The sequence below is a fragment of the Acinetobacter sp. WCHAc060025 genome, assembly GCF_004209355.1.
GTDB lineage: Bacteria > Pseudomonadota > Gammaproteobacteria > Pseudomonadales > Moraxellaceae > Acinetobacter > Acinetobacter wuhouensis.
Window position 1 is genome coordinate 99918 of sequence record NZ_SGSX01000008.1, and the last position, 23563, is coordinate 123480.

The 23563-nt window shown below is 38.5% G+C and carries 21 protein-coding genes, 1 tRNA gene and 1 other RNA gene; 15 read left to right on the plus strand and 8 right to left on the minus strand.

Going from position 1 to position 23563, the window contains the following annotated elements:
• Positions 1 to 26 precede the first annotated feature (26 nt).
• On the minus strand, positions 27 to 881 hold the full coding sequence (locus EXE09_RS08480; protein ID WP_068974946.1) for a LysR family transcriptional regulator: 855 nt from the start codon (positions 879 to 881) through the stop codon (positions 27 to 29).
• A 360-nt stretch (positions 882 to 1241) separates the two neighbouring features.
• On the opposite strand from EXE09_RS08480, the gene EXE09_RS08485 reads away from it, so the two are divergent.
• From EXE09_RS08485 to dld, 5 genes are all read left to right on the plus strand, one after another.
• Positions 1242 to 2159: a DMT family transporter gene (locus EXE09_RS08485; protein ID WP_130116980.1), complete on the plus strand. Its 918-nt coding sequence runs from the start codon at positions 1242 to 1244 to the stop codon at positions 2157 to 2159.
• Positions 2160 to 2703: 544 nt separating this feature from the next.
• The gene (gene lldP / locus EXE09_RS08490) at positions 2704 to 4374 is read left to right on the plus strand and encodes an L-lactate permease (RefSeq protein WP_171478624.1); all 1671 of its coding nucleotides are present in this window, start codon (positions 2704 to 2706) and stop codon (positions 4372 to 4374) included.
• 61 nt (positions 4375 to 4435) lie between these two features.
• Positions 4436 to 5179, plus strand: a complete 744-nt coding sequence (gene lldR, locus EXE09_RS08495) for a transcriptional regulator LldR (RefSeq protein ID WP_130116982.1) — start codon at positions 4436 to 4438, stop codon at positions 5177 to 5179.
• Between the two features lie 2 nt (positions 5180 to 5181).
• The gene (lldD, locus tag EXE09_RS08500; RefSeq protein ID WP_111860043.1) at positions 5182 to 6336 is read left to right on the plus strand and encodes an FMN-dependent L-lactate dehydrogenase LldD; all 1155 of its coding nucleotides are present in this window, start codon (positions 5182 to 5184) and stop codon (positions 6334 to 6336) included.
• 228 nt (positions 6337 to 6564) lie between these two features.
• On the plus strand, positions 6565 to 8256 hold the full coding sequence (gene dld, locus EXE09_RS08505) for a D-lactate dehydrogenase (RefSeq protein WP_130116983.1): 1692 nt from the start codon (positions 6565 to 6567) through the stop codon (positions 8254 to 8256).
• A 58-nt stretch (positions 8257 to 8314) separates the two neighbouring features.
• On the opposite strand, the gene EXE09_RS08510 is transcribed toward dld, so the two are convergent.
• Positions 8315 to 9130, minus strand: coding sequence for a hypothetical protein (locus EXE09_RS08510; protein WP_130116984.1), 816 nt, complete (start codon positions 9128 to 9130; stop codon positions 8315 to 8317).
• Between the two features lie 39 nt (positions 9131 to 9169).
• Positions 9170 to 10018 (minus strand): YrzE family protein, encoded by an 849-nt coding sequence (locus EXE09_RS08515; protein ID WP_130116985.1) that lies wholly within the window; start codon positions 10016 to 10018, stop codon positions 9170 to 9172.
• A 235-nt stretch (positions 10019 to 10253) separates the two neighbouring features.
• On the opposite strand from EXE09_RS08515, the gene EXE09_RS08520 reads away from it, so the two are divergent.
• Together EXE09_RS08520 and EXE09_RS08525 are read left to right on the plus strand one after the other, a co-directional pair.
• A complete protein-coding gene (locus EXE09_RS08520) occupies positions 10254 to 12287 on the plus strand; it encodes an NADPH-dependent 2,4-dienoyl-CoA reductase (RefSeq protein ID WP_130116986.1) in 2034 nt (677 codons plus the stop codon).
• A 98-nt stretch (positions 12288 to 12385) separates the two neighbouring features.
• A tRNA-Ser gene (locus EXE09_RS08525) sits at positions 12386 to 12475 on the plus strand.
• A gap of 465 nt (positions 12476 to 12940) precedes the next feature.
• Here EXE09_RS08525 and ssrS read toward each other — a convergent pair.
• The 3 genes from ssrS to EXE09_RS08540 form a co-directional block, all read right to left on the minus strand.
• Positions 12941 to 13122: non-coding RNA, 6S RNA (ssrS, locus tag EXE09_RS08530), on the minus strand.
• Positions 13123 to 13222: 100 nt separating this feature from the next.
• A complete protein-coding gene (locus EXE09_RS08535) occupies positions 13223 to 13507 on the minus strand; it encodes a cell division protein ZapA (protein WP_068974829.1) in 285 nt (94 codons plus the stop codon).
• Positions 13508 to 13509: 2 nt separating this feature from the next.
• Positions 13510 to 14061: a hypothetical protein gene (locus tag EXE09_RS08540; RefSeq protein WP_130116987.1), complete on the minus strand. Its 552-nt coding sequence runs from the start codon at positions 14059 to 14061 to the stop codon at positions 13510 to 13512.
• 64 nt (positions 14062 to 14125) lie between these two features.
• Between EXE09_RS08540 and EXE09_RS08545 the strand changes: the two genes are divergently transcribed.
• Both EXE09_RS08545 and pepP read left to right on the plus strand, forming a co-directional pair.
• A complete protein-coding gene (locus EXE09_RS08545; RefSeq protein ID WP_087552926.1) occupies positions 14126 to 14758 on the plus strand; it encodes a UPF0149 family protein in 633 nt (210 codons plus the stop codon).
• A gap of 143 nt (positions 14759 to 14901) precedes the next feature.
• Positions 14902 to 16224, plus strand: coding sequence for a Xaa-Pro aminopeptidase (gene pepP / locus EXE09_RS08550; RefSeq protein WP_130116988.1), 1323 nt, complete (start codon positions 14902 to 14904; stop codon positions 16222 to 16224).
• A 215-nt stretch (positions 16225 to 16439) separates the two neighbouring features.
• Here the strand turns inward: pepP and EXE09_RS08555 are convergent, their stop codons facing one another.
• Positions 16440 to 16949: a ClbS/DfsB family four-helix bundle protein gene (locus EXE09_RS08555; RefSeq protein WP_130116989.1), complete on the minus strand. Its 510-nt coding sequence runs from the start codon at positions 16947 to 16949 to the stop codon at positions 16440 to 16442.
• Positions 16950 to 17248: 299 nt separating this feature from the next.
• Between EXE09_RS08555 and ubiH the strand changes: the two genes are divergently transcribed.
• From ubiH to EXE09_RS08575, 4 genes are all read left to right on the plus strand, one after another.
• A complete protein-coding gene (ubiH, locus tag EXE09_RS08560) occupies positions 17249 to 18460 on the plus strand; it encodes a 2-octaprenyl-6-methoxyphenyl hydroxylase (protein ID WP_068974834.1) in 1212 nt (403 codons plus the stop codon).
• Positions 18457 to 19707 (plus strand): FAD-dependent monooxygenase, encoded by a 1251-nt coding sequence (locus EXE09_RS08565; RefSeq protein ID WP_130116990.1) that lies wholly within the window; start codon positions 18457 to 18459, stop codon positions 19705 to 19707. Before ubiH ends, EXE09_RS08565 begins: the two co-directional genes overlap by 4 nt.
• Before the next feature lie 174 nt (positions 19708 to 19881).
• Positions 19882 to 20130 carry a hypothetical protein gene (locus tag EXE09_RS08570; protein WP_068974836.1) on the plus strand — a complete coding sequence of 83 codons (249 nt, stop codon included), beginning with the start codon at positions 19882 to 19884 and terminating at the stop codon, positions 20128 to 20130.
• Between the two features lie 66 nt (positions 20131 to 20196).
• Positions 20197 to 20820: a glutathione S-transferase family protein gene (locus EXE09_RS08575; RefSeq protein WP_130116991.1), complete on the plus strand. Its 624-nt coding sequence runs from the start codon at positions 20197 to 20199 to the stop codon at positions 20818 to 20820.
• A gap of 372 nt (positions 20821 to 21192) precedes the next feature.
• Here EXE09_RS08575 and rsmI read toward each other — a convergent pair whose 3' ends face one another.
• Positions 21193 to 22035, minus strand: a complete 843-nt coding sequence (gene rsmI / locus EXE09_RS08580) for a 16S rRNA (cytidine(1402)-2'-O)-methyltransferase (RefSeq protein WP_068974838.1) — start codon at positions 22033 to 22035, stop codon at positions 21193 to 21195.
• A gap of 10 nt (positions 22036 to 22045) precedes the next feature.
• Between rsmI and EXE09_RS08585 the strand changes: the two genes are divergently transcribed.
• Together EXE09_RS08585 and EXE09_RS08590 are read left to right on the plus strand one after the other, a co-directional pair.
• Positions 22046 to 23029, plus strand: coding sequence for a penicillin-binding protein activator (locus EXE09_RS08585; protein ID WP_068974839.1), 984 nt, complete (start codon positions 22046 to 22048; stop codon positions 23027 to 23029).
• 15 nt (positions 23030 to 23044) lie between these two features.
• The gene (locus EXE09_RS08590; protein WP_130116992.1) at positions 23045 to 23461 is read left to right on the plus strand and encodes a YraN family protein; all 417 of its coding nucleotides are present in this window, start codon (positions 23045 to 23047) and stop codon (positions 23459 to 23461) included.
• The last annotated feature ends 102 nt before the right edge of the window (positions 23462 to 23563 follow it).

Genomic DNA, 23563 nt, shown 5'->3' on the forward strand with positions numbered 1-23563 from the left:
AAAGTATATAACAACAAGGCTATGTTCTATTTTATCTGATCATTTAACCCAATAAACTGTTTTTCAATTGGGGTAAATACATGCTCATTTCTCGCAATTAGATATAGCCCTATGTGGCGATATTGTTCAGGAATTTCCATCTTATATTGAACATTGTATTTCTGAGCCAATGAACGAGTGACCAAAGAAACCCCCATACCTAACTGTGTGAAATTCACCAGCGCTTCATAATCATTAATATGAATCATTTCACCTTTATTTAATGTGTGATCTAAATAAATTTGATCAAGCATTGTCGAATAGCAACATTCTAATGAGGTAAATAATAAATTTTGCTGATTCAATGCTTCATATAAATTTTCATAGTTGATGACATCTTTGCCAATAAGCACCAATTCATCTTTACCTTTTTGAATATATTGTAGATTTTTTTGTTCGGGATGTCCGAGTACATAAGCAAAATCAATATTTCCCTGTAAAACCTCTTGTTCCAAAAAGCCTGTAGCACCAGTTTTGATGGAAAAAGATAAATCGGGGTAAGTTGTATATAACTGACTGATTGAAGGGTAGAAGCGCATGCCTCCTAAACTGGTATTGGTGCCAAAACGTAAAAACTTTTCTTGTTGATGAATTTTGTTTTCAGTTTCTTCCCAAGTAAACATCATTTTTTTGTATTGTTGATATAAATTGATCCCTGATTCTGTCAGCTCAACACCTTTCGGTTTTCGAATAAACATTTGACGATCATAATGATTTTCAATTTTTTTAATTTTAGCGGTCATGTTTGACTGTAAATAATTCAGCTTATTGGCTGCTGCTGTAATGCTTTTCATCTCCGCCACAGTAATGAATGAACGGATATCACTCATATCAATATTCATGTGAACTCCTCGACAATGGACTTCTTGCAAAAGTTAATTTCAGATTGATTTAGGTCAATTTAAAATGTTCCCTCTCCTTGTAGGAGAGGGTTAGGGAGAGGTTTTCTATTTAAAAAACCCTTGATCCTTTTGCGGAGTTACCTCCTCATCCCTGAGCCATATATGGTGCAAGAGAAGGAGCTTCCGATACATTTTTGAATAAGCCTGTTAATCGAAAATTTGAACATTTACGCAAGACGGTGAATAAAATGAAAAACAACTACATCAAAAAAAATGATGCATCTATTAAAACATAGCATTATTCATGATGTCATTAATTTTCTACACTAGGGAAACATTCCATCTGTAGAGTACAGAAAAATGAATATTCGAGTGGTGAGTGCGATCACGGTGTTGTGTCTGGTGTGGGGATCATTATGGGGATTGATTAAATTCAGCTTACATATTTTCCCACCATTTCAATTTATCTCAGTACGCTTAATCATCGCTGCCTTAACATTGTTAATTGTCCAACGGCTTTTAAACAGATCAATCCTGCCTGAGAAAGGCGATTGGGGGAAATTACTGATTTCTAGCTTAATGCTATGTGTTGGCTTTTATGCAACTCAAACTTTTGCCATGCAATTCGTAGATTCAGGGTTATCAGCCGTATTGGTATTTACCATGCCGATCTTCATTGGTGTCTTGGCGCATTACATTTTGAAAGAACGATTGAATGCCCAGAAAATTGTAGGTTTGTTTTTTGGTGTTTTGGGATTAGTTTCAATTCTTTGGACACAGCTACATGATATTCATATGAATCTTACCTTGCTTGGTGAACTTGGGCTAATCTTTGTTGGCTTTATGTGGGCAGCGACCACGATCTATATCAAGAAAAATTTTGCGACTTATGACAAAGTGAAACTGACAATCTGGCAAATGTTGATTGGCGGCATCATCATATTATTTGGCGCTTTACTGGTTGAGCCTATTGACCTACATATCTGGATGAATCCATGGAATGATTCGATTTTATTTTATGTTTCAATCATAGGTACTGGTGCTGCTTTTGCATTGTGGAATTGGATTGTCACTCAAGTTGATACCTTTGTTGCTTCAATTTCGATCATGAGTATTCCAATTTTAAGTTTGTTCTTTGGTTATGTGTTTTGGGATGAACCATTAACCTTGAATATTATGATTGGTGCAGTCTTTATTTGCATAGGCATTATTTTGAGTTCATTTAAGCTCAAATCCAAACAAAAAATTCAAACGGTATCTTTGGATCATCAACATTGATGAGTTTAAGTAGAAAGCTGTTTTGGATTATTTTTAGACCAGTTTATTTTTTGTCAAAAACTGCTTAGGACTTTGGTGCTAGCAGTTTTTGGCAGATTTACACTTAATTTCTAAATGCGTTGAATGTCATAAGATTGGTGTGATTTTTTAAATGATCAGACCAATATTTTATTGCTATTGAGTTTTAAGTCTTTGAAATATGTTTAGCACATTATAAAATTGTTTAATAAAATAGCCAGATACGACTAAAGTTTTATAAAAACTCGCTTTAAATAGAAAATATAAACAAAAACAGTGGTTTTTAGTAATTGTTGAGTTCAGAATCAATTAAAAATAGTGATTAAATAGGCGAAAAACATGATTTTATTGGTCTGACCAATATTTTATTTTTAATAATTTGTTGATCTTTAAAATGCCAGATTTTATTATTAAGGCGCACAAAGTGCTATTTTTTTGTTTTAAATTTTTAATTGGTCATACCAATTGTTGTGAAATACTTGGCTGATCAGACCACATTCGACGTTTTAGCAAGCATTTCAAGGAGATGACAATGCTTCAACATTGGCAACAAATTTACGATCCGATGGGCAATATCTGGGTATCCAGTGCCATCGCACTTATTCCAATTGTATTTTTCTTTTTAGCCCTTGCTGTATTCCGCATGAAAGGAAGCGTTGCGGGAACAATTACAGTTGTATTGGCTTTATTGGTTTCGCTTTTTGCCTATCAAATGCCAATCGCAATGGCTTTGGCTTCAATGGTCTACGGCTTTCTTTATGGTCTATGGCCAATTGCTTGGATCATCATTGGCGCTGTATTCCTGTATAAAGTTTCGGTAAAAACAGGGCAGTTCGATATCATTCGTTCTTCGATCATGTCGATTACTGAAGATCAGCGTTTACAGATGCTGTTCGTTGGCTTTGCTTTCGGTACTTTCCTTGAAGGGGCGGCGGGTTTTGGCGCGCCAGTTGCGATTACGGCTGCATTATTGGTCGGACTTGGATTTAAGCCACTTTATGCTGCTGGTCTTTGTTTGATTGTGAACACAGCGCCAGTTGCCTTTGGTGCAATGGGTATTCCAATTATTGTCGCAGGGCAGGTTTCTGGTGTAGACACCATGGAAATCAGTCAGATGGTGGGTCGTCAGTTGCCATTCATGGTGCCGATCGTATTGTTCTGGATCATGGCGATTATGGACGGTTGGCGTGGTGTAAAAGAAACGTGGCCAGCAGTGATTGTGGGCGGTGGTTCTTTCGCATTGGCACAGTATTTAACCTCAAACTTTGTCGGTCCTGAACTTCCAGATATTACCGCTGCGATTGCATCATTGGTATCTTTAACGATTCTTTTAAAATACTGGCAGCCTAAACACATTTTCCGTTTTGAAAATGAAGAAGGCACGCCTGCGATTGATTTAGCCGAAGAACGTAAGAAGAAATTCACCATCGCACAAATCGCGAAAGCATGGTCTCCATTTGCAATTTTAACGGCAATGGTGACGGTCTGGAGTATTAAACCATTTAAGGATTTGTTCACCAAAGATGGTGCTTTGCATGACATGGTGATTTCAATCAAAGTGCCATTTTTACATCAAATGGTGCAAAAGATGCCGCCTGTCGTTCCTGAAATTAAGGACTACGATGCGATCTATAAATTTGATTGGTTCTCTGCGACAGGGACTGCGATTGTCATTGCAGCGATCATTACGATTATTTTCCTCAAAATGAAGCCAAAAGAAGCAATTGTGACATTTGGCGAAACTGTAAATGAGTTAAAAATTCCAATTTATTCTATTGGTATGGTGTTGGCTTTTGCTTTCATCGCAAACTATTCAGGTATGTCTGCAACGCTTGCTTTGGCACTTGCACATACAGGTCAGGCATTTACATTCTTCTCGCCATTCTTGGGTTGGTTAGGTGTGTTCCTGACAGGTTCTGATACTTCCGCAAATGCGTTGTTCTCAGCATTACAGGCGACTACTGCACAGCAAATTGGTGTGCCAGAAGTATTACTTGTTGCTGCAAATACCAGCGGTGGGGTAACAGGAAAAATGATTTCTCCTCAGTCAATTGCGATTGCTTGTGCCGCAGTAGGTTTAGTGGGTAAAGAGTCTGATTTATTCAGGTTTACGGTAAAACACAGTATTTCATTTACCGTGATGATTGGTATTATCATTACTCTACAAGCCTATGTGTTCCCGTGGATGATTCCATGATCTTGATGATTATGAATTTTCACGGTATTGCACAAACCTGATGCAAAACTGAGGACAGCAGATGAAAATCTCCGACAAAGTGGTACAAAACCTTCGCATGTTGATTGAAGAAAACAATATGCAAGTCGGAGATCGTCTGCCAGCAGAACGTAAGTTGTGTGAGCAACTCGGTGTATCCCGTTCCTCTTTGAGAGAGGCCATTTCGCAACTGACCAGTACGGGCATGCTGGTCAGCAAAGTCGGAGCGGGGACTTTTTTACAGCAATTGCCTGTGAACTGGTCACAGAATCAGATTGTTGAACCATTAAGTAATTTGATCGATGAAGATCCTGCTTATCGCTTTGATGTGCAGGAAGCCCGAATGGTACTTGAGGGTGGAACAGCTTGGTATGCTGCCAAGCGGGCAACTGAGCAGGATCTGGAAAAAATTCGCTATTGTTATGATCAGATTACCCATTTTCAATCTTTGGGTGATGATGATAAAGCCTCAATGGCGGATGCTGAGTTTCATCTGGCGATTGCAGAGGCATCGCATAATCTGGTGCTGATTCAGATGATGCGTGGTTTATTTGATTTGTTGCAATTTAACGTGGTTTTGGGACGACGAAAAGTCTATACCGAAGCACGTCGCTATGATCAGTTGCGTGATCAACATTTCCAGGTGATGGATGCAATTGAACGTCATGATCCAGAAGCTGCGCGGAATGCAGTCTGTGGACATATAGAATTTGTAGTACAGCAGGTGCGGATGATTGATGAGGAAGAAGCCCGTCGTCAGCGTGCTAGCCGATTGAACAGGATATAGTTATGATTATTTCTTCTGCGAATGATTACCGTGAAGCCGCGCGTCGTCGTTTACCGCCATTTTTATTCCACTATATCGATGGTGGTGCGTATGCTGAATATACCTTGAAGCGTAATGTAGAAGATTTATCAAAAATTGCGTTAAGACAACGTGTTTTAAATGACATGTCACAACTCAGTCTGGAAACAAAACTGTTTGATGAAACTTTGTCGATGCCTGTGGCTTTGTCACCAGTTGGTTTGACTGGGATGTATGCACGTCGTGGTGAAGTTCAGGCGGCAGTTGCAGCAGATAAAAAGGGTATTCCATTTACTTTATCCACTGTATCTGTATGTCCAATTGAAGAAGTTGCACCTGCAATTAACCGCCCGATGTGGTTTCAGTTATATGTACTGCGTGATCGTGGTTTTATGAAAAATGCCTTGGAACGTGCTAAAGCAGCGGGTTGTTCGACATTGGTATTCACTGTGGATATGCCTGTACCAGGCGCGCGTTATCGTGATGCACACTCAGGTATGAGTGGTCCAAATGCTGCTATGCGCCGTTATATGCAATCTTGTTTCCATCCGCATTGGGCATGGAATGTTGGCATGATGGGTCGTCCACATGACTTGGGTAATATTTCAAAATATCTCGGTAAGCCTACAGGTTTAGAAGATTATATAGGTTGGTTAGGTAATAACTTTGATCCTTCTATTTCATGGAAAGACCTTGAGTGGATCCGTGAATTCTGGGATGGTCCAATGGTCATTAAAGGGATTCTTGATCCTGAAGATGCTAAAGATGCAGTACGTTTCGGTGCAGACGGTATCGTGGTATCGAACCACGGTGGTCGTCAGTTGGATGGTGTTTTATCGTCTGCACGTGCGCTTCCTCCAATTGCAGATGCTGTAAAAGGCGACATTAAAATCTTAGCTGATTCGGGTATCCGTAATGGTCTGGATGTGGTGCGTATGTTAGCTTTAGGTGCGGATACTTGTATGCTTGGTCGTGCATTTGTCTATGCTTTAGGTGCAGCAGGCGGTGAGGGTGTTTCCAATCTACTTGATTTGATTGATAAAGAAATGCGTGTAGCGATGACTTTAACAGGTGCGAAAACAATTGCAGATATTACTGAGGATTGTTTGGTGAAGTTAGAGAAAGAGTTGGTGGGGTGATTCCTTCTTTAGAAAATAAATCCCTCCCAACCTCCCTTTGAAAAAGGGAGGAGTTCCCCTCTTTTTTAAAGAGGGGTTAGGGGAGATTATGTTTAATTGGAAAATAATCTTTCAATAAATATTCACCTCTCCCCTTGCACAGCCGTACTGTTCATCTCCTGAAAGGAGAGGGAATTGCCGTTATTAATTAAAAATTTTCGATCTGTCATTTAATGGAATGAATCGACTATGCAAACCTCATCATCAAACACCATTCAAAACCTGATTAACGTCGTTGGGAAACAACATGTTTTAACCGACGATGCTGATACACGCCTATACAGACAAGGTCGTCGTTATGGTGCAGGACAAGTGCTTGCTGTTGTTGCACCTGGCAGTTTATTGGAGCAATGGCAGGTTTTAAAAACGGCTGTTGACGCGGATTGTGTGGTAATCATGCAGGCTGCCAATACAGGGCTGACCGGTGGTTCAACGCCATTCGGTGATGACTATGACCGTCCTGTGGTGTTGATCAGCACCCGAAGATTGGTAGGTATTCAGGTGATTAATGAGGGTAAACAAGTGATTTGTTTACCAGGTGCGACACTGGATAAACTCGAAAAAGATTTAGCACCATTTAATCGTGAACCGCATTCTGTGATTGGTTCTTCATGTATTGGTGCATCGGTGCTTGGTGGAGTGTGTAATAACTCAGGCGGTGCATTGGTGCGCCGTGGTCCTGCTTATACAGAACTGGCTTTATATGCACGAGTCAATGATTCAGGTGAACTGGAGTTAGTGAATCATTTAGGTGTGAATTTGGGTGAAACACCTGAACAGATTTTGAATGCGCTTGAAAATAAAAATTATCAAAGCAATGACATTATTAACAATTCAAGTTGCTGTGCTTCCGATCAACGTTATTCACATGATGTGAAACAGGTCGATGAAAATACTCCTGCACGTTTTAATGCAGATCCATCACGCCTATTTGAAGCATCAGGTTCGGCAGGGAAAGTCTGTGTATTTGCAGTGCGTTTAGATACCTTTGAAAAGATTCCGAGTCAGGTGTTTTATGTGGGCACCAATTCACAGGATGATTTGACCGAAATTCGTCGTTTTTTATTGAAAGATTTGCCACGTTTGCCAATTGCAGGCGAGTACATTCACCGTGTTGCCTATGATATTGGTGCTGAATACGGCAAAGACAGTTTTATGTTTATTGAAAAATTCGGTACGGCAAAAGTGCCTGCTGCATTTGCCATGAAAGATAAAGTTGATGGTTATCTGGAGAAAGTAGGTTTGCGTGGTTTATCTGATAAAGTTTTACAGATATTCACTAAAATGTTGCCGAATCATTTACCACAGCGCATGAATGAATTTCGTGATCTGTATGAACATCATTTGATGATTCGTATTGAAAATCAGGATGTTGATCAGGTCGAGCAATATTTAAAAACTTATTTTTCAGATAAAACTTCAGGCAACTATTTTAAATGTACCGATGAAGAAGGGCGTAAAGCATTTTTACATCGTTTTGCGGTAGCAGGCGCAGCAATTCGTTATCGTGATACGCATCGCTCCGAAGTGGAAGATATTGTCGCGCTTGATATTGCGCTACGCCGTAATGACCGTGAATGGGTGGAAACTTTACCTAAAGCGATGGATGAAAAAATTATCCATAAATTGTATTACGGACATTTTCTGTGTCATGTGTTTCATCAGGATTATATTGTGCAGAAAGGTGTTGATCCTTTGGCAATGGAACATGAAATGTGGCATTTACTCGATGATCGTGGTGCGGAATATCCTGCGGAACATAATGTCGGGCATTTATATGTGGCGAAGCCCGCTTTGAAAAATCATTATCAAAAACTTGATCCGACCAATAGCTTTAATGTCGGGATTGGGCATACATCGAAGTTAAAAAATTGGAAATAGTCGTTCATTAATATTTGTTTGTGTATAGTCGAAACAGTTTGATTAATCAGACTGTTTTTTATTTATGTGATGAAAATCGGATGAGTAATATACCGATGAGGAATGCACTCACACTAAAAGCCATAACAGTATAAAAAGTAGAATGGGTTTTGAACCAAACGAAGATGGCAGGGATTGCTATGATTACAGCGAGTAGCCATGATAACCATTCGGGCAGTTCATTCTTTTTAGATGCGGGTTCAATATAATATTGGTTTTGAATGTATTGAAGTTGCTCGATTTCTTCGCCTGAATAGCGTGTACCCAACAGAAAATATCTTAAATCGCTTTCCCAATGTGATAGATCAGTTTGAACTGTGTCCCAATAATTTTGATGAGCTTCGATCTGCATGGATTCTAAGGCTTCATAAACAGAAAGTTTATCTCGAAACTCTTGTTCTGATTGCTCAGATAAATCTAAATAATTGGGTCTGAATAAAATATAGTTCGGATAATATATTTCAATGAGCTGATAAAAATCATCATAATATGCAGAGAAATTTTGCCCGAAAATACTTAAAAATCCCTGTTTACGTCGTATAAGATTGTGTAAGGCTTGAGATTGAGAAATAACAAAATAGGGATAGGTTGCATCACCGTAATCTTCGATACATTCCTCACGAGCCATATCGGATTGTGGGTCATCTATATCAAATTCATCGACATAGCGTGCATGTTGGATACTATCCTGTTGATAGAGTAACCACCACATCAGTGGAATAAAAGACTTACATTCCAATGAAAATGCATTCGGCTTTAAGCTGTCCCACTCGTTCAGACTGCCATTTGGCATATGATCCAATTCACAGCTGTCTAAAAATGCATACAATCCCATCTTATTATTCTCATATTGATTTTGAAATTCACATTGAGTTTATTGCGAATCACTACTCATGTTTTGGATTAATTTTCTTTGTTCCCCTATTTTCGATGAAATAAAACCTAAAATAAATGCACTGGCAAAAAATACAACAGCGGAATACAGCATTGATTGTGTCATAAAATAAACGGCTAAAGTGGCTAAAACAACAATTGCTGTGCAGATCCAAATCGCCCAATTTGATGGTTCAGTCGTGGTGTTAATATCCTCAATATCTTTTAATTCATCAACATTTTCTTTGAGAGAGGGTGTAATCATCTCCATCGGATTTGAGCCATAAAAATAATAAGGATGATCATCAAAACGAGCGAAATCTTGGCGTTGAAACTCTGCAAAACCTAAGTGCTGTGATGGATCTTGCTGAAAATATTCAAGTTGTTGTAAAGGTTGCAATAAAAATTCAGCATCATTTAAATCTAAAGCCAAACCACTTGGTCTAAGTAAAATATATTGTGGAAAATGTTGTTCAATGAGTGTTTTAAACTGTTCAAAATGTACAATATTCTCAGCACCAAAAAATTCTATAAATACAGATTTTTGTTCAGTTAAATTTTCCAAAGCTTGTTGTTGATCAATCACCAAATAGGCATATTGTGCATCGCCAAATTGATCGTGGTATTCTGCTAAATCCACTTGAATATCGGCATTAGAAATATCAAATTCATCCGTATATTTTGCCCATTTTAAATTTGCCTGACGAAATAGCATTAACCATAAAATCGGAATAAAAGCATCAGCTTCCAATTCAAAGGATGCAGTATGAAAAAATTCATGCCACTGATTTTCACTGCCTATTGGCATGTGGTTAAAGGTTGAATGTGTTAAAAAAACAGGATGGCTCATCGGGAGGATCTTCTCATTTCTAAGTTTTATTCATGCGTTTAGCCTAACTGAACTTTTATACATGATTGTTGTAAAGCTGTATTGATCTCTTTGAAAAGACTGCGATTGGACTTGACAGGATTGGCTGAATTGACACAATCAACCATGAAAATATCATAAATAGTCATCACAAAATTTTTAAAACTCGATAAAGTAATATGCAACAAGTTGCAAAGCCAAACTAAAAGGATTCATCATGACAACTAGCTATGCACATATTTTAAAACCATTGCATTTGGGATTTACGACCATCAAAAACCGTGTTGTGATGGGTTCGATGCATACAGGTTTGGAAGACCGTTTTTATAATTATCCAAAACTTGCAGCCTATTTTGGTGAACGTGCCAAAGGTGGCGTTGGCTTGATCATCACAGGTGGTATTTCGCCAAACCGCCAAGGTTGGTTGTTACCCGCAGGTGGTACGATGAATACCTTGGGCGATGTTGCACCACATCGTTTAGTGACGCATGCAGTACATAAGCATGGCGCTAAAATTCTGATGCAAATTTTGCACTCAGGACGTTATGGCTACCAACCTTTTGTGGTGTCTGCAAGCCCGATCAAATCACCAATTTCGATGTTTAAACCGCGTCAAATGAGCGATAGTCTGATTTTGGATACTATTCAGGATTATGCAAAAACAGCAAGTTTAGCAAAAAAAGCAGGCTATGATGGCGTGGAAATCATGGGTTCAGAAGGTTATTTACTGAACCAATTTTTAAGTCGCCATGTCAATCAGCGTGAAGACCGTTGGGGTGGTCCGATTGAAAACCGTATGCGTTTTGCTGTGGAAATCGTGAAAGCGATTCGTGAAAAAGTCGGTGAAAAGTTTATTATTTGTTTCCGTTTGTCATTGCTTGATTTAGTCCATGATGGCAACACCATGGATGAAGTGATCACTGTTGCGCAGGCTTTGGAAAAAGCAGGCATTACCTTGTTAAATACAGGTATCGGTTGGCATGAAGCGCGTGTTCCTACAATTGTCACCTCTGTACCTCGTGCCGCATTTGTTGATTATACCGCAGAAGTGAAAAAGCATGTTTCTGTGCCTGTAATTGCATCTAATCGTATCAATATGCCTGAAACTGCTGAAGAAATTTTGTTAGCAGGCAAAGCGGATATGGTGCAAATGGCACGCCCATTGCTTGCTGATGCATTTTGGGTGAATAAAACTGCGACCAATCGTGTTGATGAAATTAACACCTGTATCGCTTGTAACCAAGCATGTTTAGATCACTCATTCCAAAATAAACGTGCAAGTTGTTTAGTGAATCCTCGTGCTGCGCATGAAACTGAATTGGTTTATTTGAAAGTTAAAAAACCGAAGAAAATTGCAGTTGTTGGTGGTGGTGTAGCGGGGATGTCTGCGGCAACTGTAGCGGCTGAACGTGGTCATCAAGTGACTTTGTTTGAAGCTTCGAGTGAAGTGGGTGGTCAGTTTAACTTGGCGAAAGTGGTACCAGGGAAAGAAGAATTCCATGAAACCATTCGTTATTTCAAAGTTCAAATCGAAAAAACAGGTGTGGACTTACGCTTAAATACCAAAGTGAATCGTGAACAATTGGAACGTGAAGGCTTTGATGAAGTCGTGATTGCAACAGGTGTTGTGCCGCGTGGTCTGAAAATTGAAGGCAGTGATGCACCACAAGTGTTGTCGTATGCAGAAGTATTGCGTGGTGCACCTGTCGGTCATAGTGTTGCTGTGATCGGTGCGGGCGGGATTGGTTTTGACGTATCTGAGTTTTTGTTAAAGCCTGAACATCAGCCTCAACCACAGCCTTTGGCAGATTGGCAACGTGAATGGGGCGTAGACTCAAATCCAAACTATATGACCGAAGGCGGATCTGTGCCTGCTGAAGTTGAAGCACCAATTCGTCAGATTTATTTGATGCAACGTAAAACTACGCCATTAGGTATTGGCTTAGGAAAAACCTCAGGTTGGGTACATCGTGCACAGTTGAAAAAGCATGCAGTCCGTATGATGCGTGGTGTGCAGTATAAAGCAGTGACCAATGAAGGTTTATGGATCGAAACCAATGGGCATGATCAATTGCTTCGTGTAGACACAATCGTGGTGTGTGCAGGGCAAGAGTCTGTGAAGGATTTAATGCCGCAAGAGGGTGAATTGACCTTAGCACAGTATCATATTATTGGTGGTGCGAAGTTAGCAGGTGAGCTTGATGCAAAGCGTGCAATCCGTGAAGGTGCTGAAATAGCAGCCAAACTTTAAGAAAAATCGAGGCATTTGATGAAACATTATGCATTTGAATGCTTTGGCTGTAATTTTTACTTGTCATAATCGAAAAAGCTTCGTATTATGGCGCACATGGAAGCGTGGCAGAGCGGTTTAATGCACCGGTCTTGAAAACCGACGAGGGCGCGAGTCCTCCGTGAGTTCGAATCTCACCGCTTCCGCCAAATTCAAAAAAACCTTGTGTAAACAAGGGTTTTTTATTACCTGAGTTTTTTATGCTAGAAAAATGATCATTTTCAATATTAAAATTAGGGAATACTTTGTGTTGTGGTTTGTCAAACCGTGACAATTGGTCGTTATAAAGTAGTAAAAAAAGCAGTAAGATTTTTCTTTTTGGATATATCCTGAAATCACATTAGAATAGGCAAGAGAAATTCGTGATGAGTATAAAAAGCAAAAAAGAATTACAATAAAGCCTTTTTACCTGATTTTTCTAAAGGAAGGTTATTTAAAAAAGTTTTCGTGAGTTTAAATCTTTGGATTATTTTTATAATAACTGAAACCATACATTAGAACATTAAGTGACATTTCTAGTGGCTACACATCGGCTACAGAAAGGATTTTAGAACAGTGTTTAATCGGGTTTTGAAATGTTGATTTTCTTTAAGTTGTTGTTATTTATTAAAATAAAGAACTCCGAAGATGCCGCTGCATGGTCGTTACCCTGAACCCGATGAGTTCAAGGTGGACACGACGCGTACTTAATGGGTTTCCCACTCGGGGTGGGCATACACTCAAAATACACAGAACGCATCCGTAAGTTTAAGTATCGGCAGGGGAATAGACGTACTGGCGAACATCCCAGAGTTATATTAAGTATACATAATCTGAGGGATGAGGCAAATCATTAGCACCCATATTTCATAATATTGAGGCTAAAACTCATCTCATTTGCACGAAAAAAAAGCGGTTTATCCCGCTTTTTCAACATCTTCCAACATGCTTTCAAGCAAACGTTCACATTGTGCATATTCTTGTAACGTTTTATTCATGGTCAGCACTTCTTGCATCAATTCAAGTGCAACCATGATCACCAATTTATTATGCTCAACATTCGGAGCTTTACGGCGAAATTCTTGAAATTTATCATTCAACAATTGTCCAGCTTTTTCCAAATCAGGCTTTTTATCTGAAGTCGTTGCCAAACGAAAAATTTGTTCAATCAGACGAAGCTCTACAGTTACTTGTTCTGACATGATTAAACTTCCTCATTGCTTTCGGATGGATGAGCAAGCTGTTGAATTTCTTGCGCATGATGGTCTTGTTCTGTGCCTAAAATAGCCAAGCGTTGGATAATCGCTTCTACTTTTGATTTTGCATGTTCATTTTTCTGAATTAAGCGTTCGCGTTCATCTTGAAGACTTTTAATATCGTGTAAGTGATGGCGGTTTTCATTTGCCATTTTTTCTTTCGATACACGTAATTCATTGCGTTCAGCTAAAATTTCCTGAAAACGATTTTTTAGATCAGTACAACTCTTTTCTAAACGTGCATAACGTTCAGCAAGTGTCGCTGCATCAGTATTAAGTTGAGAATGTTGTCCTTGTAGCTGAGTTAGCTGTTCCGTCAGATTTTCAATTTCATCTTGCTTTTGTGTAATCAGACTATTTTTATGACTAATTTGAGAGTGAGCTTGCTCTTCGCTGTTATCTTTATCTTTTAACAACGATGCATTTTCTTTCTCAAGTGTTTCGATTCGTGTTTTTAAAACACCAATATGCGTCTGTAGACGCTGTAATTGTTCTAACATAACGGGTCGCACAGATTTGCAATCAAAGGTAATATATAGAGAAGTATAGAGATTGGATAAGCGAATGCAAGACGATATTTCAGGTTGGTCAGATTGGAAGCAAAATTTTGAAGGGATTGAAGAAATTTCAAGCCCGAGTGAGTTACATGGTTTGTTGACAGGTATAGTTTGTGTTACAGAAATACCAACTCCTGATGAATGGTTACAAATTTTATCTACACTCGATGTACCAAAATTAACCGATCAAGCTTTAGAAATCTTAGCAGATGAAACAGAAGATGTTTCACATGCGCTTTCAGAAGATGAATTGGACTATTTACCGATGCTGCCAGATGATGAACATACATTGGCAGAACGTGTACAAGCGCTCGCAGATTGGTGTGCAGGTGTTGTACTTGGTTTTGGTTTGGCTTCAGGTCATATCCGTTCAGATGAACAAGAATTGATTGAAAGTTTACAAGATGTTGCTTCTGTCGAATTTGATGAATCTGACGATGATGAAGAAGGCGAAGAAAGCTACCAAGAATTATACGAATTTGTACGTTTAATTCCGGTGTCATTGTCAATGGGACGCAAAAAAGTTGCTGTTGCGGAAAGCCCATTATTGCAAAACTTTCATGGCAAAATGAAACAAGCGATTGATGCCACAGAAAGTAACAGCGTTGTGGAAATGTTTACCCCACATCGTCCAAGTTAATTGTTGAACATTCTTCTATTACACCTTTCGCATCTGTGAGAGGTGTAAACCACAAATGAGGACAATATTTGCATTCATCATCACGCAGATGTAAGTTAAATATTGCCTTATTACTCCAAATTTAAAACAAAAGCTGATCTAGAATGAAACTCACTCAAGTCGATTTTCAGGAACGTCGTGACCGCCTCGCAGAGCAAATGGGTCCCAATAGTATTGCCATTATCGCAACCAGTCCTGAAGTGATGCGAAATGCTGATGCAGATTATAAATTTCGTGCAGACAGTAGTTTTTTCTATCTCACAGGATTCGCCGAACCTCAAGCCGTTGCAGTGATTGAAACCGATGCTGACGGTGAAGAATATATCTATAGTTTATTCTGCCGTGAACGTAACCGTGAAATGGAAATTTGGAATGGTTACCGCGCAGGTGTAGATGGTGCAGTCGATGACTATGATGCAGATGAAGCCTATGCAATTGATCTGCTTGATGAAGAAATTATTGCCAAAATTTTAAATAAAGAAAAATTATTTTACCGAATCGGGCAACGTGCTGATTTTGACGCCAAAGTCAGTGTTTGGATCAAAAAAGCACATGATGCGAGTCGTGGTTTTGGTGTGCCTACACAATTGATTCAACTTGATCAAATTTTAGATGAAATGCGTTTGCATAAATCTGAACAAGAAATTGAATTGATGCAAATTGCTTCAAATATCAGTGCAGAAGCGCATACGCGTGCGATGCAACACGTCCGTCCAAATATGATGGAATATGCACTCGAAGCTGAATTGAATTATGTGTTTGGTCAGAATGGTTGTGTGCCGTCGTACAACAGTATTGTTGGTGGCGGTAAAAATGGCTGTATTCTGCATTATGTTGAAAATAATCAACCACTCAAAGATGGTGATTTGGTTTTAATTGATGCTGCTTGTGAATATGAATGTTATGCCTCAGACATCACAAGAACTTTCCCTGTGAATGGGAAGTTTAGTCCTGAACAGAAAGCACTGTATCAAATTATTTTAGATGCTCAGATTGCTGCGATTGATGCCATTCAAATCGGCAATTCTTATAGAGAACCACATAACATCGCTGTACGAATCATGGTTGAGGGTTTAGTCAAACTTGGTATTATGCATGGTGATGTCGATCAAATCATTGAATCTGAAAGTTATCGTCAGTTTTATATGCATGGCACAGGGCATTGGCTGGGTATGGATGTGCATGATGTCGGTGCTTATAAAGATCGTCATGGCAATGCTCGTCTGTTTGAGCAAGGTATGGTGATTACGGTTGAGCCAGGTTTGTATATCGCACCTGATGATGAAACTGTAGATGCCAAATGGCGTGGGATTGGTATTCGTATCGAAGATGATGTTGTTGCGACTACACATGGTCCATTGGTATTGACCAAAAATGTCGTGAAGTCAGTTGATGATATTGAAGCGTTGATGGCACAGTCAAAATAAGTTTTGAGTTGTAAAATTAGCCATAGATTTAATACCAGTCAGTTTAGAAATTGATTGGTATTATACTTATTTGAGCTTTCTTAAATTGAAAATTGGGAAAATTTAGTTTAAAAAAACATGAAATGAAAGAATCTAATCAATTATTTCTTTGCTATAAGTTACTAATTTAAAATAATTAATATTTTTCATGATGCTCGTTATATTCAATAGGGTGGTTATTGTTGAAGTCTTTTCCATTTTCTAATTTGCGTTCTAAAATTAGTAAAAGGAGCAACTGTATTTATGTGAATCCATTTATATACAGGCCATTGAGCAGGTGTTGTTGCCCATTTTCTTTGGTTGATTGAAAATAATTCATCATCTGTTAGGCTTTGAACCCAATCTATAACCTCATCTACTTTATTTGATAATAAAACTGTATTTTCATTAAGAGAATGCTGACCATATTCTTGGTAAAACTCTTGATATAGAGCACCTAAATTATTCCATTTAAACCCTTCTTTAGGCGTTATAACTTGTATTCCTGCCTTTTCATCCTTTTCCCATTTTAATAGTAAATTGACCCATCCTAATTGGTAGGAAATATTTTGCGAAGGAGTCTTATCAACCCCATTAATTATTTTATTTTTATCGTCTTCTGAAACATGACTAAATTCTGCTAAATATTTGTTAAACGAGTTTCTAATTGGATCTATTAATTCTTCTTTGGATTCATAAATCTTCATGTTTAACTTTTCCTAAAATTAACATAAACACTTTATGCGAAATATACGTGTTTGTTAAGATATTTCAATAGCTTGTATCTATTCAAAACTGATTTTAACTCAAACTTAGTTTTCTGTGAAATTGCTCTGTTCTATAAAAAGGATTCAGACGATTTTTATGCGAAAATTGATGGTTGTGTACCAATTCAAAACAACAATATTGATTTTCCATACAAAAATAATCGTGCTTCATGTAAGATGAAATCAATCAAGATTATAAGGATTCAGTTCGCTGAATCGCGTATAGAAAGGATCAAAGCATGCAACAAGAAGTCATCATCGTTGGCGGTGGAATGGTTGGGCTGAGTTTGGCACTGATGTTGGCAAAAGCCAATATTGCAGTAAAACTTTTAGAAGCTGTGAAATACCCGAATTATGATGATGGAACTGTTGCACCTTATCATTCAAGTTTCGATGCACGAAATACTGCATTATCCCGCCGTACCGTACAAATTTACCAAAAACTAGGTTTGTGGGATGCCTTACAAGAACATGCGACCCCAATCCTTGAAGTACATATCACTGAACAAGGGAGCTTTGGTAAAGCACGCTTGAAAGCTGATGAAGAAAAAGTCGAAAGCTTTGGTCAAGTGATTGAAAATGCTTGGTTAGGACGTGTGTTACTTACACAAGTTCGTCAACAATCATTAATTGAATTGATCGATGGTGTACATGTGTCATCATTAAAACAAGATGGTGATTTTGTCTATGTTGAAGCAACACGTAATGACGAATATACCCATTCACTCAAGTCAAAATTGGTGATTGCTGCTGATGGACGAGATTCATTCTGTCGTCAAGCACTTGGTGTAGGTGTCGATGTGCATGATTATGACCAAGTTGCGATTGTGACCACAGTACAAACCTCTAAACCACACCAACAGGTTGGTTTTGAGCGTTTTAGCCATTTAGGTCCATTGGCATTATTACCATTACCAGGTGAATGTCGTCGTTCAGTGGTTTGGCCAGTACAAAAAGGCACAGAAGGAGAATGGTTAGGTGATGAAAATGATCAACATTTCCTAGATGCTTTACAAAAAACCTATGGTGACCGCGCAGGGAAGTTTCAAAAAACAGGTAAGCGTTTTAGTTTCCCTTTGTCACAAGTTTTGGCAGAGAAACAAGCAGTTGGACGTGTGATCCTAATGGGCAATGCAGCGCATACCATTCATCCAGTGGCAGGGCAAGGCTTTAACTTGTGTATGCGCGATGCAGATGTTTTACTGCGTTATATAATCGAACAGATTGCCAAATCCGATGATATTGGCGAACCTGAAATGCTTAAAGCCTATGAGCAATCACGTTTAGCAGATCAAAGACGTGTGATTAAATTCTGTGATTCAGTCGTGCGTGGGTTTAGTAATCAAAACCCGATGCTGAAATTATTACGTAATACAGGTTTGGTGGCTTTCGATGTGATTCCTGGCATTAAACCGCTTGTTGCCAACTATGCGATGGGGTTAAAAGCATGAGTGATTTAAATCAACACGCAAATTTACTCGATGTTGTCATCATTGGTGGTGGCTTAGTCGGTGGACTCACTGCGTTGTTATTAGCACAGGGTGGGGTTCAAGCGACGGTATTAGATGCTGCGCCAATTTTGGATGCTGAAAAGACATTATCCGTTGCAAATCCACGTGTTTTAGCGCTCAGTCAAGCCACGATCCATTTACTTAAAACAGTCAATGTCTGGGATAAACTTGCTCGTCAAATGCCGTATACAGGCATGCAAGTTTGGAATAAAAATGGTTATGGTGAAATTAACTTCGGTCAAGCCTCTGAAAAATTTCCAACTGCTGAACAAGCTTTGGGTTCAATGGTTGAGCCAAGTTTGTTGAATCTAGTAATTCAGCAACAAATGCTGGAAAAACTGCAAGATTATCGTACTCAAGTTAAAGTGGTTCGAGTGGAACAAGGTGTCGGTTGTTGGATCATTAAATTAGCTGATGGTACTGAGCTTAAAACTAAATTGGTCATTGGTGCAGATGGTGCAAATTCGTTTGTTCGTGAACAAGCTTTCATTGATTTAGATGTTCTAGATTACAAACAAGCAGGTTTGACATGTGCGATTCGGACTACTCAACCGCATCAGTATGTGGCACGTCAGATTTTCCACCCGACAGGGCCTTTGGCATTTTTACCGATGGCGAGTTTAAAGCCTGAACAAGCGGAACATTGGATTTCGATTGTTTGGACATTACCTGATGATTATGCAGATGAGTTTTCAGGTTTAAATAATCAAGATTTTTGTCAATTATTAACGCGTGAAAGTCACCACATGCTCGGTGAGGTATTAGAAGCGACTCCACGAGCTAAATTCCCACTTAAAGCACGAGCAGCGCAACGTTATGTGAAAGATGGATTGGCATTGATCGGAGATGCCGCACATGTGATTCATCCTTTGGCAGGGCAAGGCGTCAATATTGGTTGTTTAGATGCGGCTGTTTTATGCGATGTGTTATTAAAAGACAAAAAACGCGGTGTTTGGGCGCATGAGCAAACTTTAAAACGCTATGAACATCAGCGGAAAGGGCAGAATGATGCGATGATGCATAGTATGTCTGCGATTGGATTTTTAGAGTCTGCTGAACTATTCCCATTTGTGTGGGCACGTAATTTTGGTTTGAAACAAGTTGAGAAACAACCGTTTTTGAAAGACCAATTTATGGCTCAGGCAAATGGTTTGGCAACGTTAAATCGTACTCAATATGCAGTTTAAATCTATTGGTGATATTTTTTAAACAATCACTTAAATAAAATTACGATTTTGATTAAAAAAAATTCACTTTTGTGCATTTAGATACTAGTCGAATCGGAAAGAGCTTGATACATTTCTTGCTAAAGATCACCAATTTTCAGTTGGTATATCAAAGTCATTGATGGGGAGTGTAAGATGACAGATTCAAATGATTATGATGATAATTCAGAAGACAGCGTTGTAGATGATGATGAGGCAAAAGCTGCCGAAAAAGGTGCTGCTGCTAGTGATTCTACCGTAAGTGATTCTGATCTTGCCGAGGCTGAAACTTTGACAGTAACAGCTAAGAAAAGACAACGTGAAGCCCTAGAAGATGAAGTGGCTGCATTTTTGGCACGTGGTGGAAAAATAACAGAAGTTCCACCAGATGAGTCTGCTGAATAGTCATAAAATTTTAAAATGAAGCATCACACTAGTGGTGCTTTTTATTTGGAAAAATGAGGTTGGATAATGCTTAAAATTTTAGGGCGTGCTGATTCAATTAATGTTAGAAAAGTCCTGTGGCTATGTGATGAACTGAATTTAGCGTATGAACGAGAAGACTGGGGACGAGGGTTCCAATCACCAAGATCACCTGAATTTATACACTTGAATCCAAATGCAACCATTCCTGTTCTTATTGATCAAGAGTTTGTTCTTTGGCAGTCGAATAGCATTATTCGTTATTTAGCGAATCAATATACTGGGGAAAAGTTGTATTCAGAGCATCCTCAGAAACGGGCGTTGATTGATCAATGGATCGATTGGCAGGGCATTGAACTGAATAACAGTTGGACTTATGCATTGATGCATTTAGTGCGAGATTCACCATTGCATCAGGACAAGATTCAAGTGAAAAATAGTATCCAAGCTTGGACAAAAAATATGGAAATATTGGATGCTCAGTTAGGAAAGACCCAAGCCTTTGTTACAGGCAATGAGTTTACACTAGCCGACATTCCTATTGGTCTATCTGTTCAACGATGGCTACTCACACCACTTGAACATCCAGTTTTAGACAATGTTCAAAAATACTATGATCTACTCAGTCAACGACCTGCCTATCTCCGTTGGGGAAATAATGGTCAGAATTAATAGGGTCTGTTGACATTTCATAAATGGCTTGCGTTGTCGGCTAAAATAGAGCAAACGAGGCATGAAATGAAAAGAATGGTGGTTCCATTTTTAAATTTCATAACGAAGTTTGTGATAATTTTAGCCACAACCCTTCGGGACTGGTGTATTTTTTGCTGCTACTTCGTTATGAACTACTCACTTAGAATGACTAAGTTTCGTATTTCACGCCTAGTATCAGCTAAAAAATACACAAAGTCGCAAACATAGACGAATTGTCAACAGACCCTAAATGTTTACGTCATAAATTATGTAACAAGTGTCTGAGTTTAAAAAAACTCAGCCACTTTAAAGATACGATTTAATTCATTTTCAGCCTGAATAACTCAGAATTTAGTCTTCTTTTTGTGTTAATTCTAAAGCACGTTGATACGCAACTTTCTTTTTAATCCCAGTTAAATCTGCAGCCAATTGAGAAGCAGCTTTTACGGAAAGATCTTCAAGTAAACGATTAAGTAGCTTATCGAGTTTCTCTTGATCCATGTCTTTTTCTTCTGGTGCACCACCAATCACTAAAACAATTTCGCCTTTTTGTTGATGGTGATCATTTTCGATAAAAGTCACCAATTCACCCAAAGTCATTTTTTTAATGGTTTCAAAAGTTTTGGTAATTTCACGTGCAAAACCAACAGGACGATCCGCCCCAAACACTTTCGACATATCTTTTACGCTATCTAAAATACGATGTGGCGCTTCATAGATAATCATGGTTTGGGTTTCATGTTGAAGCTTTTCGAGCTGAATTAATCGTTGAGATTGTTTCGATGATAAAAAGCCTTCAAAACTAAAGCGATCGCTGGGTAAACCGACCGCACTCAATGCCGCAATTGCAGCACAGGCACCAGGTACAGGAATAACACGAATACCATTCTCTTGCGCAGCACGAACTAATTTAAACCCCGGATCACTGATTAATGGTGTACCTGCATCACTCACCAAAGCAATGTCCGCACCATTTTTTAGTTTTTCTACAAGTATATCAATTTTGTTACTTTCATTATGATCATGACACGCTGTGAGCGGAGTTGATATATTATAATGCTTTAATAATTGAGCAGATTGACGTGTATCTTCTGCCGCAATAATAGAAACAGACTTTAATACTTCAATAGAACGAAAAGTCATATCATCTAAGTGCCCAATTGGGGTCGCTACGACAAATAATTGAGCACTCATAAAGGTCTCCATGAAAAATAAATTAGTATTGAACAGTATAAAAAGAGTGGCGCTATTGGGAATAGTTGGATTTGCCGTCCAACTTCACGCAGAGATTCTGGTCATTTTACCTGAAACAGGCCCTATGTCGCGAGCTGGATTAACGATTAAACAAGGAATATTGAATGCTTCACAAGCATCAAAAAATGAAATTCCGTTGAAATTCGTCAATTCTGATCAAATTCCGATAAAAACAATTTTAAAGAAAGAGGTCAATAAAAAGACCGAGATGATCATTGGACCATTGGCGAGACCAGATGTTGAAGTTTTGGTGAGTACTAAACCTAAAATTCCTGTTTTAGCGCTAAATGAAGTATATCAGTCTGATAAGAATGTGTGGCAATTCAGCCTGTCCAAAAATGATGATGCTTTGGCGTTATTAGACTTTATCCAAAATGATAAAGTGACGAAACTCTATATTGTTCGTGAAAAAGGTACAGAAACCGAATCCATTAACTTCCTCAATGCACTTTTTTCTAACTTCTCTGGTGAGGTTGATCCTATCGATGAAATGCCTAAAGTCATCGGAAGAAATGAGGGTATATTGTTGCTTGGAACCAATAATTGGTTGTCGAGTATACCTCGATTACAGGAAAAGCGCATTTATACACAAGCCATTGCAATCGAAGAGCAAAAGACTTTGCCAAAAGGCATGAAGTTCTGTGATGTTCCTGCAATTTATGAAAAAGAGTGGAAAGAGGTCGTTAAGGCAAATAAAGAATTACCTAAATCTCTAGCGTATCAACGATTGTACGCATTTGGTGGCGATGCATGGTATATCGCTCAAAAATTTGTACTTGACCCACAAATTAAAACATTAAGCTTTAATGGTCGAACGGGTAAAATTAAAATTGATGGAAATCGTGTTGAACGTATTCCGCAATGCTTTGAACGTTCAAAAGCGAATTTGGTGCCTTTGTATATGTTCTTCGAAAGATCGAAAGATGTGAAATAGTTAAATTAGTTTGAAATGACGATTTTTTCTCTCGGAGCGTGGGCTGAACATGAGGCAGTCGAACTACTGATTCAGCATCATTATGAAGTTGTAAAATTGAATTATTTTTCACGTTTTGGTGAAATTGATATTATTGCTAAATTAGCACAAGATCTGGTATTTATTGAAGTGAAAGCAAGAACACCCACTCAGATGGGGCATGCTTTTGAAGTGGTGAGTTTATCTAAACAACGGAAAATGTTGAAAACAGCACTGCTATTTTTACAAGAGTATCCACAATTTGCACAATATTATTGCCGTTTTGATGTAATTGGTTTTGATTTACATCATAAAATTGCAAAAAACGTACAGCCAGACCTGAGTAAAATCTCTTATGATCGATCTTGGATTGAAAATGCATTTACTTTAGATGCAGACTTGATTAATCTGTGATGTATATTTAGGCACAGTTATTTAAAAAATAAGATATTTTCCAGCATGTTAACAATATAAAAGCATTGTTATACAGGCTAAAATCAATAGGAGTCTTGCTGA

What these genes read in the sequence shown, in the direction of transcription:
- EXE09_RS08540 (WP_130116987.1), bottom strand. Translation starts at nt 14,061, where the DNA reads ATGTTAGAACAATTACAGCGTCTACAGACGCATATTGGTGTTTTAAAA.
- EXE09_RS08555 (WP_130116989.1), bottom strand. Translation starts at nt 16,949, where the DNA reads ATGAAGATTTATGAATCCAAAGAAGAATTAATAGATCCAATTAGAAAC.
- lldD (WP_111860043.1), top strand. Translation starts at nt 5,182, where the DNA reads ATGATTATTTCTTCTGCGAATGATTACCGTGAAGCCGCGCGTCGTCGT.
- rsmI (WP_068974838.1), bottom strand. Translation starts at nt 22,035, where the DNA reads ATGAGTGCTCAATTATTTGTCGTAGCGACCCCAATTGGGCACTTAGAT.
- lldP (WP_171478624.1), top strand. Translation starts at nt 2,704, where the DNA reads ATGACAATGCTTCAACATTGGCAACAAATTTACGATCCGATGGGCAAT.
- EXE09_RS08590 (WP_130116992.1), top strand. Translation starts at nt 23,045, where the DNA reads ATGACGATTTTTTCTCTCGGAGCGTGGGCTGAACATGAGGCAGTCGAA.
- EXE09_RS08565 (WP_130116990.1), top strand. Translation starts at nt 18,457, where the DNA reads ATGAGTGATTTAAATCAACACGCAAATTTACTCGATGTTGTCATCATT.
- EXE09_RS08480 (WP_068974946.1), bottom strand. Translation starts at nt 881, where the DNA reads ATGAATATTGATATGAGTGATATCCGTTCATTCATTACTGTGGCGGAG.
- lldR (WP_130116982.1), top strand. Translation starts at nt 4,436, where the DNA reads ATGAAAATCTCCGACAAAGTGGTACAAAACCTTCGCATGTTGATTGAA.
- pepP (WP_130116988.1), top strand. Translation starts at nt 14,902, where the DNA reads ATGAAACTCACTCAAGTCGATTTTCAGGAACGTCGTGACCGCCTCGCA.
- EXE09_RS08585 (WP_068974839.1), top strand. Translation starts at nt 22,046, where the DNA reads ATGAAAAATAAATTAGTATTGAACAGTATAAAAAGAGTGGCGCTATTG.
- EXE09_RS08570 (WP_068974836.1), top strand. Translation starts at nt 19,882, where the DNA reads ATGACAGATTCAAATGATTATGATGATAATTCAGAAGACAGCGTTGTA.
- EXE09_RS08535 (WP_068974829.1), bottom strand. Translation starts at nt 13,507, where the DNA reads ATGTCAGAACAAGTAACTGTAGAGCTTCGTCTGATTGAACAAATTTTT.
- EXE09_RS08545 (WP_087552926.1), top strand. Translation starts at nt 14,126, where the DNA reads ATGCAAGACGATATTTCAGGTTGGTCAGATTGGAAGCAAAATTTTGAA.
- EXE09_RS08510 (WP_130116984.1), bottom strand. Translation starts at nt 9,130, where the DNA reads ATGGGATTGTATGCATTTTTAGACAGCTGTGAATTGGATCATATGCCA.
- dld (WP_130116983.1), top strand. Translation starts at nt 6,565, where the DNA reads ATGCAAACCTCATCATCAAACACCATTCAAAACCTGATTAACGTCGTT.
- ubiH (WP_068974834.1), top strand. Translation starts at nt 17,249, where the DNA reads ATGCAACAAGAAGTCATCATCGTTGGCGGTGGAATGGTTGGGCTGAGT.
- EXE09_RS08515 (WP_130116985.1), bottom strand. Translation starts at nt 10,018, where the DNA reads ATGAGCCATCCTGTTTTTTTAACACATTCAACCTTTAACCACATGCCA.
- EXE09_RS08575 (WP_130116991.1), top strand. Translation starts at nt 20,197, where the DNA reads ATGCTTAAAATTTTAGGGCGTGCTGATTCAATTAATGTTAGAAAAGTC.
- EXE09_RS08485 (WP_130116980.1), top strand. Translation starts at nt 1,242, where the DNA reads ATGAATATTCGAGTGGTGAGTGCGATCACGGTGTTGTGTCTGGTGTGG.
- EXE09_RS08520 (WP_130116986.1), top strand. Translation starts at nt 10,254, where the DNA reads ATGACAACTAGCTATGCACATATTTTAAAACCATTGCATTTGGGATTT.